General features: G+C 60.6%; 8 protein-coding genes. 4 read left to right on the top strand and 4 right to left on the bottom strand.

Translation table 11 applies throughout. The features are described 5' to 3' along the window. Positions 1-31 precede the first annotated feature (31 nt). On the top strand, positions 32-988 hold the full coding sequence (locus tag SC318_RS17795) for a DMT family transporter (protein WP_320427861.1): 957 nt from the start codon (positions 32-34) through the stop codon (positions 986-988). A gap of 234 nt (positions 989-1,222) precedes the next feature. On the opposite strand, the gene SC318_RS17790 is transcribed toward SC318_RS17795, so the two are convergent. Continuing rightward, on the bottom strand, positions 1,223-2,611 hold the full coding sequence (locus tag SC318_RS17790; protein ID WP_320427860.1) for a class II fumarate hydratase: 1,389 nt from the start codon (positions 2,609-2,611) through the stop codon (positions 1,223-1,225). Positions 2,612-2,814: 203 nt separating this feature from the next. Here SC318_RS17790 and SC318_RS17785 point away from each other — a divergent pair, with 203 nt between their 5' ends. From SC318_RS17785 to SC318_RS17775, 3 genes are all read left to right on the top strand, one after another. After that, positions 2,815-3,333, top strand: coding sequence for a DUF2059 domain-containing protein (locus SC318_RS17785; RefSeq protein ID WP_003175221.1), 519 nt, complete (start codon positions 2,815-2,817; stop codon positions 3,331-3,333). 6 nt (positions 3,334-3,339) lie between these two features. Continuing rightward, positions 3,340-3,633, top strand: a complete 294-nt coding sequence (locus tag SC318_RS17780; RefSeq protein WP_124387483.1) for a BolA family protein — start codon at positions 3,340-3,342, stop codon at positions 3,631-3,633. A 137-nt stretch (positions 3,634-3,770) separates the two neighbouring features. Then, complete coding sequence (locus tag SC318_RS17775) at positions 3,771-6,758, top strand: RHS repeat-associated core domain-containing protein (RefSeq protein ID WP_320427859.1); 2,988 nt, start codon at positions 3,771-3,773, stop codon at positions 6,756-6,758. Positions 6,759-6,838: 80 nt separating this feature from the next. On the opposite strand, the gene SC318_RS17770 is transcribed toward SC318_RS17775, so the two are convergent. Genes SC318_RS17770 through SC318_RS17760 form a run of 3 tightly spaced genes read right to left on the bottom strand, consistent with a single transcriptional unit; the run spans position 6,839 to position 19,064 of the window. Next, positions 6,839-11,422, bottom strand: a complete 4,584-nt coding sequence (locus SC318_RS17770; RefSeq protein WP_320427858.1) for a SpvB/TcaC N-terminal domain-containing protein — start codon at positions 11,420-11,422, stop codon at positions 6,839-6,841. Then, entirely contained in the window at positions 11,419-16,236 is a 4,818-nt protein-coding gene (locus SC318_RS17765) for a Tc toxin subunit A-related protein (RefSeq protein ID WP_320427857.1), read from the bottom strand. Before SC318_RS17765 ends, SC318_RS17770 begins: the two co-directional genes overlap by 4 nt. Before the next feature lie 2 nt (positions 16,237-16,238). Next, positions 16,239-19,064 (bottom strand): Tc toxin subunit A, encoded by a 2,826-nt coding sequence (locus tag SC318_RS17760; protein WP_320427856.1) that lies wholly within the window; start codon positions 19,062-19,064, stop codon positions 16,239-16,241. Positions 19,065-19,144: the final 80 nt, after the last annotated feature.

The raw sequence follows: 19,144 nt of genomic DNA, 5'->3' as shown, positions 1-19,144 counted from the left end.
GGTTCCACTTCCTCTGGCATCTGGGGCACTCATGCATATTTCTTCGGGCCGCTGGGTCTATGGTTTTTTCCTGACCCTGCTGACCGCGCTGCTCTGGGGCATTCTGCCGATCAAACTCAAACAGGTGCTGCAGGTGATGGACCCGATCACGGTCACCTGGTTTCGCCTGATGGTGGCCGGCAGTTGCCTGTTTGTTTATCTCGCGGCGACCCGGCGCTTGCCCAGTCCCAAGGTGCTCGGCCCCAGAGGCGGTTGGCTGGTGGCGATGGCCGTGTGCGGGCTGGTCGGCAATTACGTGTTGTACCTGGTGGGCCTGAAAATGCTCAGCCCCGGCACCGCGCAACTGGTGGTGCAGATGGGGCCGATTTTTCTGATGGTCGCCAGTGTGTTCGTGTTCAGGGAGCGTTTCAGCCTGGGGCAGGGCGTGGGTCTGATGGTGCTGATCGTCGGCTTCGGGCTGTTCTTCAACCAGCGCCTGGTGGAACTGCTCACATCCATGGGCACCTACACCGCCGGCGTGCTGACGGTGCTGCTGGCGACCACCATCTGGGTGTTCTATGCCCTGGGCCAGAAGCAGTTGCTGACGGTGTGGAATTCGTTGCAGGTGATGATGGTGATCTACCTGTTTTGCGCCGTGTTGCTCACGCCCTGGGCGCACCCGCTGGAGGCGCTGCAACTGAGTCCGCTGCAAGGCTGGCTGCTGCTGGCGTGCTGCATGAATACCCTGGTGGCCTACGGCGCGTTTGCTGAGGCGCTGGCCCATTGGGAGGCATCGAGGGTGAGTGCGACGCTGGCCCTGACGCCGTTGGTAACCTTTGTCGCGGTGGCGGTGGCGGCGTGGCTGTGGCCTGATTTTGTGCAGGCCGAAGAGATCAATGCCCTGGGGTATTTCGGTGCGTTGGTGGTGGTGATCGGCTCGGCGATGGTGGCGCTGGCGCCGTCGCTGATTGCCGGGCTCAAAGCTCGGCGATTGCGCATGGCTGCATGATTTCGATCGAAATGTGGGAGGGGGCAAGCCCTAATGCCAGTCAGTTAAGAAACAGCACAAGCGAGAAGTAACCTGTGGCGAGGGAGCTTGCTCCCGCTGGGCCGCGAAGCGGCCCCAAACAATGGGCCTGCTGCGCAGTCCAGCGGGAGCAAGCTCCCTCGCCACAGGTGCGGGTTCGCCTTAACTGACGGGCATTAGGGCTTGCCCTCCCACATTTACACTTGCCTTGGGCTTTTAGTGCCCAGCCTCCAGCATATTCTCCGGGCGTACCCACTGGTCGAACTGCTCATCAGTGAGGTAGCCCAGCGCCAGTGCCGCTTCACGCAGGGTCAGCCCTTCGGCATAGGCCTTCTTGGCGATCTGCGCGGACTTGTCATAACCGATATGCGGGTTGAGCGCGGTCACCAGCATCAGCCCCCGCTCCAGGTGTTCGGCCATCTGCTCGGCGTCCGGCTCAAGGCCGGCGATGCAGTGTTCCTGGAAGTTGTTGCAGCCATCGGCCAGCAGGCGGATCGATTCCAGCAGGTTGTGGATGATCACCGGTTTGTACACGTTCAACTGCAGGTGCCCTTGGCTTGCGGCAATGCCAATGGTCACGTCGTTGCCCAGTACCTGGCAGGCCAGCATCGACAGCGCTTCGCACTGGGTGGGGTTGACCTTGCCGGGCATGATCGAGCTGCCTGGTTCGTTGGCCGGCAACTTGACTTCGGCCAGCCCGGCGCGCGGGCCCGAGCCCAGCAGGCGCAGGTCGTTGGCGAGTTTCATCAGCGCCACGGCGAGGGTTTTCAGTGCCCCGTGCAGGGTCACCAGCGGCTCGTGGCCGGAGAGGGCGGCGAACTTGTTCGGCGCGGTGACGAACGGCAAGCCCGACAGCGCCGCCAGCTCGGCGGCAATCGCCTCGCCGAAGCCATGGGGCGAGTTCAGCCCGGTACCGACGGCGGTACCGCCCTGGGCCAGCTCGCACACAGCGGGCAGGGCGCTGCGGATGGCGCGCTCGGCGTAGTCCAGCTGGGCGATGAACGCCGAGAGTTCCTGGCCGAAGGTGATCGGTGTGGCATCCATCATGTGCGTGCGGCCGGTCTTGACCAGCTTCATATGCCGCGCCGCCAGCTCGGCCAGGCCACCGGACAACACGGTGATGGCCGGCAGCAACTGCTCGTGCACGGCCTTGACGGTGGCAATGCTCATGGCCGTGGGGAAGCAGTCATTGGAGCTTTGCGAGCGGTTCACATGGTCGTTGGGGTGTACCGGGCTCTTGCCGCCGCGGTTGTTGCCGGCCAGTTCGTTGGCGCGGCCGGCGATCACCTCGTTGGCGTTCATGTTGCTCTGGGTGCCGCTGCCGGTCTGCCACACCACCAGCGGGAACTGGTCGTCGTGCTGGCCGTCGAGCACTTCGTCGGCGGCCTGTTCGATCAGGCGGGCGATATCGGCGGGCAAGTCGCCGTTGCGGTCGTTGACCCGTGCGGCGGCCTTCTTGATCAGGGCCAGGGCATGCAGCACCGCCAGGGGCATGCGCTGTTCGCCGATGGCGAAGTTCACCAGCGAACGTTGGGTCTGGGCGCCCCAGTAAGCGTCATCCGGGACGTGGACGTCTCCCAGGCTGTCGGTTTCGATACGGCTCATCGGGCACACTCCTTCAGGTTCGTTTGCGCAGTTTAGGCTGTGATCGGCCCAGTGGGTTCCAAAAAACACGCTTCATCGGATTTGCACCGCGCAAAACCAGGCCCGACAAGGCCCGACAAGGCCTGGGGTTGAGCCGCGAGGTTTTTTAGGCGCAGAATGGGCGCCCTTGGGGTCTTACCTCGCCTGCTAGAAAAGGAAACTCGATGACTCGTCTTCGTGCCATCTGTACCGCGGTTGCTCTGGTTTGCGCCAGCGGCCAGGTTTTTGCCGATACCGCCAGCCACAACGCCAGTGCCGAAGCCTTCCTTACCCTGGCCCACGCTGACAAGCTGGGTACCCCGGTGTACATGCAAGTGCAACAAATGTTCGCCCAGCGTTTCGAACAGACCAAGGCGCCTGCCGCCAAGCAGTCGGTCCTCGACAGCTACCAGGCCAAGGCCAATGCCGCTCTGGACCAGGCTATCGGCTGGCCGAAGCTGAAGCCGGACATGGTCAAGCTCTACACCACCAACTTCAGCGAATCGGAGCTCAAGGACCTGGTTGCCTTCTACCAGTCGCCACTGGGCAAGAAAGTCCTGGAAAAAATGCCGCAACTGACCCAGCAATCGGCCCAGATGACCCAGGCCAAGCTGGAAAGCGCCGTGCCGGTGGTGAACAAGCTGCTGGAAGACATGACCAACGAGCTGGCGCCCAAGGCAGCCGCACCGGCCAAGAAGAAGTAAACAGGAATGACCATGCAACAGCGTATCGAAACGGCACTCGCCGCCCTGAGCCCGCAGCACTTGAGCGTGCTGGATGAGAGCCACATGCACAGCCGTGGGTTGCAGACCCACTTCAAGGCCGTGCTGGTCAGCCAGCAGTTCGAGGGGCTCAATCGCGTCAAGCGCCACCAGAAGGTCTACGCCAGCCTGGGTGACCTGATGAGCGAGTTTCATGCGCTGGCGCTTCATACCTACACGCCTGAAGAATGGGCGAACATCGACGCAGCGCCGGCCTCGCCGACCTGCGCCGGCGGGCATTGAGCGCAGCCTCGGCCCGCGCGAGCGGGTCGAGGCGATGCCAGTACCCGGATACACAAAACATCCTCCAGCACCACCTTGCTCCGCCCCCTATCCCTAGGCTTTCAGGACTACTTATTCAGCAATAAGGTCTTGAGGTCATGTCTGATTCCGTCCATCGAAACACGCCGTCCCTGGCCGCGGTCGACCCGCGTGGGTTAATTGTTCGCAACATCGGCTACCACCGCGCACGTGCAGAAGACGAGCCGCAGGTACGCATTCATCGTCAGGTGTTTGGCCGTACCGGCTTGCTGATGGAGCAATGGGACCCACGTTTGCTGCAGTTGTCACGCTCCCAGCCCGACACTGCGCCCAACCAACGCAGGGTCTATAGCCTGGGCGGACAAGCGCTGCGCACCGACAGCGTGGACGCGGGCTGGCGGGTGACGCTGGTGGGCGAAGCCGGGCAGTTGCTGGAAGAGTGGGATGGGCGCGGCGCGCACCAGGCTCATCACTACGATCACTGTCTGCGGCCGGTCGCCGTCTTCGAACAGGCGGCCGGTGACGCCCAAGCACTGTGCGTCGAACGTCTGGCCTATGCCTCATCCTCGCCTGAAGAGGCTGCACGCAATCGCTGCGGCCGGGTGATTCGCCACGATGACGGCGGCGGTTCGTTGTTCCACGAGCTGTATGGGCTGCACGCCCAGGTGGTGCGGCAGACCCGACGCTTCAGGCTGGCGGGTGCTGCGCTGGATTGGCCGCAGCCCGATGCGCAACGCGAACTGCGCCTGGAGCCCGAGACGTTCCAGACATCCGTTGGGTTTAACGCGCTGGGAGAACGCCTGCATCACACGGACGCCAAGGGCAATCGCTTCGACTATGCCTACGGCATTGACGGCCAACCGGCGAGTATCCATGTGACGCCCAGAGGCGGCGTACGTCAGCAGGTGCTGGGCGAGCGCCGTTACAATGCCGCAGGCCAGGTGCTCAGCGAACGCGCCGGCAACGGCGTGGTGCGCGCCATGCAATACCGCGCGTTCGATGGCCGCTTGCGGCAAATCACTGCGCGTCTGCCCGCGCCATCGGGCGCCGTGCTGCAAGACCTGCGCTACGACTATGACGGCGTAGGCAACGTCGTGCGGATCGACGACCTTGCCCAGCCGACGCAGTGGTCCAGCAATACCCAAATCAGTTCGACCAGCCTCTATGAGTACGACACCTTATCGCAACTGACCAAGGCCACCGGCCGCGAAACGGCCGGCAGCACTGGAGGCCCGGCGTTACCGGCGAGCGTAGCGTTTGGCTCGACTGACGACAGCGTATGGCGTCGCTACACCCAGCGGTTCAGCTATGACGCCGCGGGCAATGTGCTCGCGTTGCAGCACGTGCCCAGCAGCGGCACGGGCTTCACGCGGCAGATGAACGTGGCCGCAGGCAGCAATCATTTTCTGCCACGGGCCGATGGCCAGGCCGCGCCGGGGTTGGGCCAGGGTTTTGACCGCAACGGCAATCTGCAAGCGTTGGCAGGCGACCACACGATGGGCTGGGATGTGCGCAATCAACTGATGCGGTGCACGCAGGTGCGGCGCCAGGATGGCAACGACGATGAAGAACGCTACGCCTACGACGCCACCGGCCAGCGTCTGCTCAAACGTCGGGTCTCCCATGCCCGGGGCGTGGTGCATACGGCCGAGGTGCGCTACTTGCCGGGGTTGGAAATTCGCCATGACAGCGCAACGGGCGAGCAACTGAATGTGCTTAACCTCGATGCCGGTACGACCACCGTCCGCGTCCTGGTTTGGGATCGCCATCCCTCGGGGGAGCGCAAGGACGCGCAGATCCGTTACGGCTTGTCCGACCACTTGGGCAGCAGCAGCCTGGAGCTGGGCGAGCAGGCGCAACTGCTCAGCCAGGAAAGTTATTACCCCTACGGCGGGACCGCGTGGTGGGCGGCGAAAAACGCCAGCGAGGCGAGTTACAGGTTTATCCGTTATTCGGGCAAGGAGCGCGATGCCAGCGGGCTGTCCTATTACGGCTTCAGGTATTACGCACCGTGGCTGTGCCGCTGGATCAATCCGGATCCGACTGGTGATGCCGATGGCTTGAATCTGTACGCCATGGTGGGCGGTAACCCTGTCACCCGGGTCGATGCGCAAGGGCTGGCCGCAACGCCAGCCCTGGAGGCGCCCCGGGACAAACAAATGGGCAGGCTTTCCATTACCCGCCGGCTCGCAAACATAGGGTGGATCATGCGCCCGCGGATACAAGCCGCCTCGTCGGCCGCGATTCGCGATGGTTTATCCACCTACATCGCCAATGCAGTTGCCACAGGCGTCGATCTGGCGATATTCAGCAACATCGAGGCCACGCCGGAACGTAATCAGGCCTTGCGTTATACCGTCGCGACGTTGGACGCCTTGGCCACGATGCATATGAGCACCGGTATCGCCGGTAACTGGACACGCTTTGCGCCGCCTATCGGTGCTATTTCGGCAGGCCTCGTGGGCGCTGCTTATGCCCTCCAGTTTGACGCGCCGAGCGCTCAAACCGAGGAAGGCTGGGACCCTGTGGCGGTGCAGCGGTTGAGCGGGCATGTCCGCGCGCTCTCCAGGGAACTGGTGCAGCAGATCATGCGTGGGCACGGCACCGGCGCATCCTGGGGCAGCACGCCCCTGCGGGCCAGGGTCGGCCGCACTGCCGGCGCGACGGCGGCGTACGCGGTCGCAACCGTCGCCAACGCGGTATACGGCGGGGAAGTGCCAGCGCTGATGCAGCCCAATGTGTCACCTGCAATCGAGGCCTACGGTGGGGCGATGGGAACGATGATTCGTAGCGGTCGCTCCACGGCCGCCCACGATCCCCATGACCTTACCGTGCAGGCGCCGGACCCTGCCGCGCTGATGCACGGCGGGCTGAGCAGAATGTTCAATCAGGTATGGACGTACTGGGCCGCGACTGGGGTCGAGGCATTGGCCGTTGCGCTGACCGGCCTGCCCCAGGCCGCACAAAGCCCTCGCACTCGCACGATTGTCATGGCGGCCCGCGGCCTGATCGCATCACTGACCGAATGGCGCGGCTTTGTCGTGGCGTTTGCCAGGCGCGGGTACACCACCCTTGCCTCGACCTGGGGTTCAGCCCGGCGCTCCTGACGAGCACATGAATGGGCCGTCGCCGCGGCCCATCATGCAAGTCTGGCGTTTACGAAAAAATTGTGACGATACCTGACCCGTCAGGGTTCTTTGGTCGGTACCTGGGCGACGTTCAGCTCTTCATAGGTGTCGTTTTCGTCTTCATTGACGGTGTACCAGGCCCAATAGGTGGTACGCCGCATGAACCCTGCTGCGGTGAAGGTCTGTGTCGGACGCCCGAGGGGGTCATACAATTGCCGATCGCTGTGACCCAGCTTGCGCATGGAGCGATCATTGACGTAGGCGTGGCTGTTGGCGAAATACGCGCGGTAAACGCGTATGACCAGACCCTTGTTGTTGTATTCGACACGCTCGCTGACGCGCCAGCGGGGGTCGGCATGCACTTGGCGCAGCTGCTTCTTCACGATGCCGGATGCATCCGCCAGCTTGTCGACCATCAAGTTGCCCTTGTCGTCGACCGCATGGGCCAGGCCTGGCTCGGTCTTCTGCTTGGTCTGCAATGAACGGCCGAAGCCATCCCAGCAGGTCAAGGTCATGCGGACCTGTTGTTCGGCATCGCCGGGGTAGCGGTCGGCTTGCAGCATGAGCCCATGTACCGGCGTCCGGCTGGCCGTATCGATCAACGCCTTGAGTTGTTTTTCGCTGTCGCCGAGTGCTTGGCGAGTGCCACTCAGGCGCGCGCGCGCGCTCATGCGGATATGCCCGCCGGGGAGCAGGTAGGCCTCGGTAATCCACTCGGGCTTGACCTGGGCCACGTCGATGCTGCCCATCCAGCTGAACGGGGCGTAGCAGTGTGCGCTGGCCATGTCCTGCAATACGCTTTGCGCCTGTTTGACGGCAAGCCCGGGCGTCATATCGTTGAGCGGGCGGTAGCTGTCCAGAGCGGCAAAGCCCGCCTTGAGGCCTTGTTCATGGCCGTGAAAGCTGCTGGCAAGCAACTGCCCGAAACCATCATAAAGCGCCTCTTGAACAGTGCCGTTCGGGTCGACGATTTTTGTCGGCAGCAGCAATCGATAGTCGTATTCGGCCTTGGTCACGCAACCGTCGGGTGTTTTTACCAGCACGGTTTGCAGCAAGTAGGGGTCATATTGCAGCTTCGTTTCGCCGTGGGCCTCGGTGGCCCGCAGCGCCCTCAACCGACAAAACCGGCTGGGCTTGTCATAACGGGGAAAGTGGCGGCGAATCGACCACAGGCGATTTTCCGCGGGCGGCGTCTCGCCGTCGAACAGAAAAAACATCGTCATGGGGCGATAGCCAACGTCGGTGAGCTTTTGCACCAGATCCACCGTGGGTTGGTTGGGCATGGCCGGGATGTCGTTATAAGCATTCAGGGCCTGGTCATCCAGCTCGGCGGTTTCCAGGTAATCGGCCAATGCCTGGGCCGTGGCGACCCCAGGCTCCAGGGTTTTACCGAAGCCACCGCCCTGCCGGTAGCGCTGCACCGACAAGCCGCTCAGTGTGCGTTTGGCCCCTGCGGCCAATGGCCCGTTGCGGGTGTCGATGAACAGCTCATAGGCGATACGCGCAGGGTCAAGCCCGCCAGGGGCAGGCGCCTTGCCGAGCACCAGGGCGTTGTGTCGTTGGCGGTAGGGCAAGGCCAGGCACCACTGCTGGGCGTCGTCCAGGTGAATCGGCTGCGCCAGCGTTTCGCTCAGGTAATAGAGCTGTTGCGCGCTGTCATGGGTATCGCGCCACCAGCGCTGCTGGTGCTCATCCACGAGCACGGCGGGTGGCGTGTCGTCGGCGCTGGTACGGCGGGCGTAATGCAGGGTCACGCCATGCACCAGGCAACCATAGGCATCCCAGCGCAGGTTGATCTGGTGTTGGCAGACGGGATCGTCTGCCACGCCTTCATACTGATAGCTGATCGACTCCAGCGCCAATGGCAGCAACCGGGCGTACGGCGTATGGACACTGGCCGGCGCCAGTTCGCGGACCAGATACCGCTGCTGTTTGACCGAATAGGGCACCACGCCGTGCGCCGGGTTCGCCGCCATCACCTCAACCCGCAGCACCGCGCCACTGAGTGCACGCGCCACGTCGCGTGCCAGCGCTGGCGCAGGAGCGCTGATCAAGTCGTCATGATGATCCAGCGGCAGCGCCTGGGGCGCCGCCCTGTGGCGGCTGACCAGTGTGGGCCCGCAAGCCTTGGCGTTTGGGTCGTGAGGGCTATGGCCGAGAGTGGGCGTGTCGAAAGATCTTCCCGTGTGAAACCAGGTCTTGCTGAGCACGGGGGCGCTGGAACCGGGCGTGGGAGGGGAGCCCTTGCGGCTGTCGGTGTCGGTTTGCAGCAACAGCCCGAAGCCACGGAACTCGCGGTCCTGGCGGTCGTAGTAAGCCTGGCGATAGCTCACGCTCTGGGTCAGTTGGTTGCCGGTAATCTCGTCCCGTTGGGTGTGTTGGCTGACCAGCAACAGCGCAAAGGGTAACTGGCTGACCGCAGGCTGACCCTTGGCATGCAGCTCGCGTTTTTCGTCCAGCCACTCCTGGGCACTGCTGCGATATTTGAGCACCGCCTGGGCGCCCATGTTGTTGTCGGTGCCCCTGAGCAGCCAGGGCTTGTGGCTGAAAAAGTCGTAGCGCCAGTGAAGGGGGGTCTGGTGAGCGGCGGTCAGGATCAGACTCGGACAGCCCAGGCCGAGCACGTCGATAACGCTGACCTGGCAGTGGTCGTCGTACTGCACGCCCTCAGGCCACGGGACGTTGATCGCCTGTGTCTCAAAGCCGTTGCCGCCTTTGTTGAGGAAAATAAGCAGGTGAGTTGCCGTTAAATACAGTAAGTCTGTCGCGCCACCGCCATCAAGGTCGACGAGCAGTACATGCGCCGCGTTGAACGTTCGATAACGCAGCGGCAATGTGGCCAATACAAACCCCTGGCCAAAACGGCCGCGACCCAGGTTAGGCCAACATTTCACTTCGTCATGCCGAACACGCACCAGATGCTGCTGGCCCGTGGCAAGTACATCGCTGAACGCCACCAGTTCGTTGGGCGAGGAAGAAATGATCGGCAAGCCATCGTCGGGTCTATGTGCGACCTCGGTGGCGGGTGCGAAGCCGGAAGCGCGGCGATTTTCATACAGGCGCACGCTACGCGGGCCGATCATCGCAACGTCATGACGGCCTGATCCCATCAAGTCAGCGAGCATGCCCTGGGGGTGGAAGAACTCCGAGGGGAATGCATCGAACGGCGTATAGGCTGACCAGTTGCGCTGTTCGTCCAGGCTGAAAAAACCGCTCATTCCGGGCCCGGCCACCAGCCAGTCCAGACGCCCGTCGCCGCTCACATCGGCCAGCGCCTGGTGGATGGGCCGGCTGCTGTCGGCCACCGGCACCCGCGTCAATTCCACCGCCGAGCCGTAGCTCACCTCGTCGCTGGTGGGCGAGTGTTGGGGCCTGAGTGGTTCGCGGTAATACCAACTCTTGTCGGTGCGGTACAACACACCGGGCAGGCCTTCGCCGTAGAGATCCACCAGTTGATAACGCGTGCTGTCATGCAGCCTGGGCAACGCACTGAATGGCTGGTAACGGCCAGGGTCAACGTTGAGATGGCTCGACTGATAAAAACACTCCAGCGGCGGGCGGCTCACGCTATTGCCGGCGCTGTCGAAGGCCTGCTCATGCACCGCGCCCAACAGGCTGACATGCCCGGAGGTGCGGTATTCCAGCAGCAAGCGCTTGACCAGCACCGGGTCGGCGCCCATGGGCGTTTCCTTGGGGAAGTGGTGAAACATCAGGACCTGGCTGCAACGGCGCAGGGTGCGCAACTCGAAGCCGAAGGCAAAATCCGAGCAGGGGTCGGGCCGTGCCGGCCATGCCCGGGTTTTCCCATACGTCGGGCGCTGATCCAGCTCAAGGGCGCGCTCGCCGTAGTCAAAAAGCAATTGAAAGTGCCAGCCCACGTCCGTTTTATCGTCGGTCTGCCAGAGGTAAAGCTGCTCTTGCTCCTTGGCGGTGAAGTTGCCGTAGCAGATGCTTTGCAGGTAATGCCGGGCGCGGCAGTCCCTGGGGTAGCGCGTAGTGTCGGTTTCTCTTTGGTAGTGATAATAAATGTGCTCGCCGCGGGCATTCAGGCTTTCCTGCAACAGCCACTGCGCCACATGGTGCGCCTGGTCCGGGTCGGCAATCCGGGCCAGCGCGGTTTTCCCGTAAAAGTGCTGGCTGCCATCGGCATTCTGTATCAGCCAGAAGCCGGCTGTGTCGGTTGCCGATTGCCAGTGCTCGATACGGTCGAAGCGGCTCTCGACCCTGGGGAAGTGGCGGGTCACCGTATACGCGATGGGCAGTGGCAAGCCATTGAACGAGGCGAGGCGGCTGCTGATGATCGCGCCCTTGGCGTCGCGTTCCGGCAGCCAGATTTGCGCGTCGGGGCCCACCAGCACATCGTCCGTCGTGTAGCCTGGCACGCCGTGGGAGGTGCGCCGGCTGACGGCGGGCTGGTGCACCCCCCAGCCGAGGCCGAAGGGGCCGTTACCCGCGCCGCTTTGGTAGGTCAGCGACATGGCCGGCGCATAGCCGCGCCCTGGGGAGACTGGCAAGGGAATTTCAAAGCTTGCCGTACCGCTGGAACCGATATCGCCCCAACCCTTACCGGTACCCTGGATGGCCGCACCGCCTTTGGGCAGGGCCGGCGTGTTGACCTGCAGCTTCAGCGTGTCGTCGCTCATGCCTTACCCCCACTGGCAGCGGTCGCCCTGGCGGTGTAGCGCAGGTGGATGACAATATCGTTGATTGATTCCAGGGCGGCTTTTTGCCGGTCCGGGTTGGGAAATTCCAGGGTCCAGTCGGAGATCGCCCCGGTGTATTCGAACGGTAAATAACGCTCGTTGCTGTCAAACGTAAGGGTGAACAGGCCGTTGTCATCCAGCCCGGTGGACAGTGCGATTTGCTGATGGGCACGCATGTCCGTGCGCACCTGGCCTGTGGGCAATACGATTTCGTTGCGGGTCTGGGTCAGTATCGCCTTGATGTCTTCATAAGGCCCCAGGGTTGCGGGCAACGACACGCTGATGCCTTTGATCCGTCGCAGGATGTGCCCTGGATAGTCCTCTTCAAACAGCGCCGCAGGCAATTTGAAGCACAACGTGCCTTTATTGACCAGTTGGCGTTTATGAGCGACCCACTTGTCTTCAGGAGGGGAGGGCGGCGTCTGGGAGGTGTCGGTCGAGGGGGAGGACAGTTCGCACGCGTTCAGGCGGTGACGCAGGGAAATGGTCTTGACGATCTCCAGATCCCGCACGTTCTGGTTCAGATAGGCCGTGTTCATGTTCAACAGCGACAGCTTCAGGGCTTCACCCGCCAGGTAGCCACGGTAGTTGTTGTTCCAGGCGCCGGGCTGGATAAACGTACGCTCATAGTCCGCTACCTCGTAATGCCAGCATGCCTGCGCGGTGCGGCACAGGGAGAGGCTGAGGTCATAGACCTGGTAGTAGAACGTGCTCAGTTGAGCATTGAGCCAGTCATACAGCTGTGCCTTGGAATAGCGCTTGGCCAGCAACTGATAGTTCGACCAGGCCTGGGCCAGGGAGGTCTCGGCCAGGCGCAATTGCAGGCGCGTGGCTTTTTCCTGCTCGGCATAGGCGTTTAATTGGGCATCGACCTGGGCCAGTTCGAGTCGGGCTTGATCCTGGGCGTGGGCCCACTCTTGCGCCCGGCGGTTGAATTGCTCGGAACGATCCAGGTCCGCGGCGGTGCCGCGCAGCGCCGTAGCAACGCCTTGGGCGATGGCCTGGGCGGCGTAGAACGGCCCTTCCCAGCGCGAGCCGCCGACACTTGTGCCGAAAATATTCGGTGCCACCATCGCGATGCCGGCCCCTGCGGCAGCGACGCAAGCAGCGGTGTCGTACCCGGTACTGGTCAGGTAGAGCGCGCCTGCCTGGAGTTCACCGGGGCTGATGCTTTCGGTGAGCTGGTGCGTGTAGTAATGCATCCGTGACTCGATCATGCGTCGACTGGCGTGGAGTGCCTGGCGGTTATTCGCGTCGACCTGCAACGCCTGGGTTTGCTGGGTCACGACGATATTGGCCAGGTCCCACGCTTGTTGTTGCTGTAACTCCAAATATTCCGCCTGTTCCTTGCGTTCAATCAGGGTCAGCACCGTATTGCCGAATTGAATCACCGCTTCGGTGGCCGTAAGCGCGTGGTTCAACATCACCTGGAAGCGATAATGGCCGACCTGCGCGTCGATGAACGACGCTGCATGGCTTTCGCCAAATGCCCCCTTGCCTTGGCTGGCCATCAGTTTGAGAGGCGACAGCGGGGCCGCATAGAGCGGCAGGCGCAAGGGTTTGCCGGTGATGTCGAGATTGTGCCGCAGATTGTGCAGACGGCTGTCGAGCTTGTCCCAGCGCGTCACCAGCTCGGCGTTGAAGGCCAGGCGCAGATTGTCGGTGGCCGGGAGCCAAGGCCGTGCGTCGCCTTCGAGCGACAGGTTGACGTCGATTTTCGGCTTTGTTTGCTCAAATTCTTTCAAGGCATCAGAGCCCTGCGTTGCCAACGTGGCAAGGGTGATTTGCGCCCACGGTTCAGTGGTGATGACCTTGGGTCGTGCGCCAAGGAAATAGCGGACGCGGGTGTACCAGAGTTTGGCTTGGGTCAGGCTGTCCGGGGTGAGCTGGCGATAGTAGGCATCGCCGCGATTGAGCAGGATGTCCAGATAAAACCGGTAGATCGCCTTGCGAAAATGCACGGGTGCGTGTATTGCCAGTTTGTGGGGATCGTGGCTGGTGTAACCGGGCAACCGATCATTACGGGTGAGTTCGCGCAATCCCCAAAAGGCAGGCCGGTGGCCGGAAGCATCGGCGGCTCGCCCAGGGTCGAACAGATAGCCGAGCCAGGCTTGCGCTTGTGCATATTGTTGCTCTTGATTCAGGCGATGGGCTATCAGCCAGGGCACGTACAGGAACAGTTCCCAGAAGTACTTGCCATTGGCCCCCTTGAAGTCGATGCCTTCTGCGGTGCCGCCCGGTGTGAGTGGAGGCTCCTGCCACGTTTCTGGCGTCAACGAGAACAACCGCTCAAGGCTGATATTGGCCGCCTGGACCAGCTTTGCGGCAAAACAGGTATTCATGCGCAGGGTGGTGGGCATGCCCTCCGGGAGGCTTGCCGAGTTGTTGGAGAAGTCCATGAATTCGGCGATGCCTGTGTCCGATTCGAGTCTCTTGATTGTCGGCGCCAATTGCTGGTTGAGCGCGGGGTCAGCAACATGTGTTGTCAGCTTGAGGGTTGCCGTGTTCAACGCATTGCCAAGGATTTTCGTGCTTTCCTCCTTAGGCCCAAAGGTCACCACGCCATGTACCAGGGTGATGCCGGACGTTAGCTGCTGCTGTGTTACCGGAAGGCGCGTCGTGACTCTGTGACCGGCAGGCAATTCGGGACTGGACCCGGTGAGGCTTTCGTGATCGGTGTCCTGAAAGTTGATGATGCGATGAGAGTTGGCACTGACGGTTTCAGTAAAAGGGAATTTTTTGAAGTTCGCGCTCATGATGACGTGTTTATAGGCGCGTAACTTGACTGTGGATACTTCTGCCTTTTCGACCAATAACACATTTTGTGAATGTAGCTTTTTTCCTCTACCCTCGTTATTGTAAAAGCCATAACGGTTGAGGGCGATGTGAAAGCTTTTGTTTGTGTATAAATCTACGAAAGCGCTCTTGTCGATGAATTTATTTTCCAACAAGAGGTTGCCTGCGTTTTTCGGGTCAACTACAGGGGTAAAGAGCGCCCCTTCAGCATCATATATGGCGTTGGGAAACTCTTCCTGTGTAGTTGGATTTTTGAGATAAAGTGCGTACAAGTCAGTTTGCAGGTTTGTTGATGCACCCGTGATGGCAGAGCCCTTGCTCAGTTTAACCCAAGTCTTTTTCGAGTCGTCCAGCGTATCATTGGTCATTAACGTGATAGTGGTGCCCTGCTGTTTGGTTAATGTGACGGCGTATGGCTGTTTGAAACCTTCTTTGAGGACAGAAGAAAACACAAGCTCTTGGGTGTTTGAATCGAAGAAAACGTTAGTGTTGTCGGTGTCTTTTATGTTTGTCTGTTTATTTTCAAAATTCCAATCATCTAAGCCGTTGAAAACCTTTTGCGACGTTATGGTAATCGTGTGCTCGGCTGCCGGCGCTATCTTGAACTGCAGGTTGCCCTCGTTCTTGTGAGCAAAGAGCGTGAGAAATTGTCGGGAGCTGTCAGGCAGCAATTCGTTGTAATACCCGTTAGTGTGTGGCGTCTCACCCTTGACGGTGGCCCTGACTTTGGTCTTCTGGGACGGATCGAAGGTTTCCAGCAACCGGTTTATTTCTATGGCTACCTTTGAACCGGGCCGCACGCGATAGCGCTCCGGGCTGCCGCCATCGGCGACGGTGGTGATATTGAAAGACTGGTCGAGATGAACCGCCTGGAAAAATTTGCCGATGAAATGACCCTGCTGTTTAGGATCTTTTCGGCTGGTGGCGAGCACACTTAAAAACAGGACAGGCGTGCTGCTGCTGCTGTCGACGATTGCGACCGTTTGCGTAATGCTTTTGAGCAGCTCGGCGCTCGATGCGTTAACGTCTTCGGTCGCGCAATGCTGCTCAATGCACGCCTGGGGCACGCTCCAACTGTCGTCGTGCTTTTTATACGAGAAATTGAGCCGAAATTTTACGTAGTGAGTGTTGATCCAATCGTCCAGATACTCCTCGTCCTCCGAATCCGATTGCGCCGGTTTAAACGAACTGGACGGGGTGGGTTTGATGCATTCGGCCCAGATGAAAAACAATCGGCCATTGAAATACACCGGCCGGATACTTTGCTCTGCGGTGGCATCGGACACCGACAGGTTGATCTTTTTCCAGTCTGACCAGGCGCCCGGCAACAGCACCGCGCCGGAGCGCCTGGACAGGTGAAGAGTGCGCCAGTAATAGGTGTTCTCGGAACTCGACTTACCGACGAAGTAATAGGTGCCGCTGTGCAGCTTGCTCAAGTCTGCGTCGATATAGCCGTTGATCGTGCGTATGTTGGCGATTTCCTCGAACCTGGCCAGGTAATGCTGAACCGCCGTGGCGACGGTGTCCGCTTGAATGCGGTATTGGCTGAGGTCGTTTTCCAACTGTTGAAAACTGTCGGTCTTGTCACGTCGTAACGTCGGGTCCAGATAGTTGGCGGGGTGGTAGCGCAGTTGCTGACTGGCATGCCACAGCGGGTAGGTGTGCAACTGTTCGCGCCAGAGGCTGCCCTGTTGCGCGGTCATGCCCTGGTGTTCGTAACCCGGCTCCAGGCCCAATTCGATACGGCTGATGTATTGCTGCAGGCTGGAAACGGCGCAGGCTATCGGGCTGGTTGGCACGGCTTGGCTGACTTGTACGTCGAGTAACCAATGCGCGTAAAGGTCATCGGCAGTGCTGATTGTTGTCTTCAGGGCCGCAGGCACTTTATGGGTGAGGTAGTACGCGAGCATGGCGTCGCGCAGGCTTTCATTAAGCTGTTGTTCAAGCGAGTGGGACATGATCAATCCTTGAGCAGGTCGGCAGTGGGAGAGGCGTAGGCATGCACGCTTGTGAGCGCATCACCGACGGCTTTCCATTGGGCGAATGTCGAGCCGGTTTCAAGTTGGCTGGCTGCAATCAGCAGGGCGGCCGACAGGCCGGTTGCGGTGCTGGCTTGGCAGCAGCGCAGCAGCCAGTCCAGGCGGTCCATGGAGGTGATGCGTGGCGGACTCAGTTTGCTGCTGAAGATGTCTATTTCGCTGGCACTCCAGCCACACAGACGGGCGAGATGCTCGTTGAGTTCGTCACTGTTGTTTCGTGCAGCGCCATTGGGCAGTGTGTTGGCTTGCCTGAAGTATTCGAGCATTTGTTCTTCCGTCAGGCCAAAGCGGTCGATGCAATGGTTGAATTGCTGCATGAGGTACAAGGTGTGCGGGGTCAGTTCAAGTAACGAGGACGCTTGATAGTCACTGTCCAGCCAGTGCGGGTTTATCAGAAACTGATCCAGCGCCAGGCGGCCGAGCGGCAATCGCAGAACATCGACGGCGTGAGGCAGCAGCAATATCAAGTAGCCGAGGGTTTGCGGGGCAGGGGCAGCGGGCGCGTATAAGCGCAGGAAATGGCCGTGATGGTCATATTTTTCATGACCGGTGGCATCGCCTGGCAGTTGGGGTACGGCGCGGATGATGTCCCTCAGGCGCGTGTACAACGCCCATAATTCATCACGCACGGTGCTCACCAGTTTCTCAAGCTTGGGTTTGACTTCTTTGATGATGAAGGCAGTGCGTGTGGATTGCGTGCTGATGACAACGGAAGACAGCACCTCGTCGAGCGCCACCTCGATGGGCCTGTTTGAGCGCATTTTTTTCAGTACTTGCTGGGCCAGTGCTTCCCAGTCCACGGCGGGTAAGCGAGTTTCTTCATCTTTGGATTGTTGGGGAAGATCGAGCAACTTCAACTGTTTTGAGAGAGAACCCTGATCGTAGGCCGCGAACTCTTTCAACAGCAGGGTGATGGCCGGGTCCTGGACCTGCTGATCGAGCAATAATTGGTGCCTTAGCAGTGACAGGCTGTTGCCATTCTCCTTGAACCAACGGCTGGCCCATTCCAGGTGCATGAGCATATCGAGAAAGTCACTCGCGCCGTTCGGCGTGGCGCGCAGCGTTGGTTGATGCAGTTGCGCAACAAAGCTCGCCTTGCCGAGCAACTGCGCCAGTTGCTGGCATTGCATGACCGACAAGCCGAACACGCGAGCGATTCGCGCTTGCCGATAGAGTGTGCTGACGGTCTCGATCGTACGGGTTGCTGCCTTATCGGCGATCAGCAGTTGCAGCGAATCGTCCTGCAGGCCCAGCCCGGCGCAGAGCTGTTGCTTGGTCGTTGCGTCGAATGCATGGCCGTCCAGATACAGGGGCGGCAGTGCGGAGCCTGCGCGGTTGAACACCTGATCGAACAAAGACACGCGCTCACCCGAGGCGTGAACGGGTAACTGATGGAGCCAGGCGGCAAACTCTTCGGCTTGCACGCTGTAGCGCTTGCTCAGATAGCAAAAGACCCCCAGCGCCCGAAGGGTGTTATGGGTGATCAGCAATCCGGCGTTGCTGGCGCCTTCGCAGCGCATGGCACTGACCAGCAACGTGTCCAGTTGCGCAAAAGGCAGGCCGAGCCAGCGCTGCAGGCGAATCATTCGTTGCAGCCTGTCGAAGCGTTCGAGGCTGACGTTGACCAGCTTGGCGGGGGTGCCGTTGTCCAGGCTGATCGCGGGAGCAGGTGCAGCATCAGGGGCAGTCGCACCGTTGATGTAACAGGCACCGTAAGTGAGATCGGTGTTCTGCTTGCAGTTGGGCGATTTGCGCGGTGTTTGTGTCTGTTGTGCCAGCAGCGCTTGAAGTTGTTCGGCATCCAGTTGCGTATGCTGCAGAAAGTCAGTGACGTTTTCCGGCTCCTTGTCAGCCGTCCAGTTGAAGTACGTGCGATAGAAATTTTGCGTGTCCTGCGCCGTCGCCCAGTCCTTTTTCAGCATTGTCTGTTGTTCAGGACTCAACCCGGATAACAGGCATTGGACCTCGTTATTCTGGGTAATGACTTGCCCATAAGCGCTGGTTTCTCCCGCCAGGGGCAACTGGCGGCTGATGCGATAGTTCAATTCCCCCAACATCGGCCTGTCGCCCGACAGGCCCAGCCGGCATTGCTGGTGGTGGAAATGATACGGCAGCGCAAACGGGTACCAGGTCTTGCTCAGTAACGCGTAGGCGTCACTGTCGTTGGCGCCCACGATATTGCGTAGCAAGGTCTGATTGACGATTGCCAACATGGGTACCTGCTCCGCAGCGCTGTGTTGGTCAATCACCAGCTCCTTGAGGTCCTCACGCCGCTTCGACAACTTGATCGCGTCTGTCCCCTTGGCGTTCTCTTCCAATTGCAGGGCGAACAGATAAAGCGCACGCAAGTAGGCAGCCGGCGAATCGACCGCGGCTATGGACGAGCTGGCGCAGAACTGTTCCCAGTTTTCCTTGAACAAGGCCTGGTAGGTGGCATCGCTATCGGCGGCGACATCTTGGTTATCGCCCAGGGATGAGCGGTCCGGCGAGACTTGCTGCTCGCGAAACAATCTTTCCAGTTGCGCTGCAGCGCTTTGAGCCTTGCGGTACACCGCGTGGGCATCGTCGTCGTTGTGGATGGCCAGTTGCTCAGCGAAGGCCTGTTCGCCGAGTCGCACAATATCGAATACCGAATGAATCTTGAGGCGCTGCAGCGCAGTCTTGAAATCGTCCCGACCGGAGGCGGGAGTGCGTGTGTGATCAATTAGTTGCTCGAGCAAGGAGCGGCTGTCGGTTGGCATATTCATACGTTCCTTCACGCCCGCCGATGGGGCCGGTGGGCAATGAAAAACGCTATCACGCAGGTTAACGGGGTCAGGCATAGCTA

It is taken from the genome of Pseudomonas sp. MUP55 (genome assembly GCF_034043515.1).
Lineage (GTDB): Bacteria > Pseudomonadota > Gammaproteobacteria > Pseudomonadales > Pseudomonadaceae > Aquipseudomonas.
This window is presented reverse-complemented; position numbering and strand designations above follow the sequence as displayed.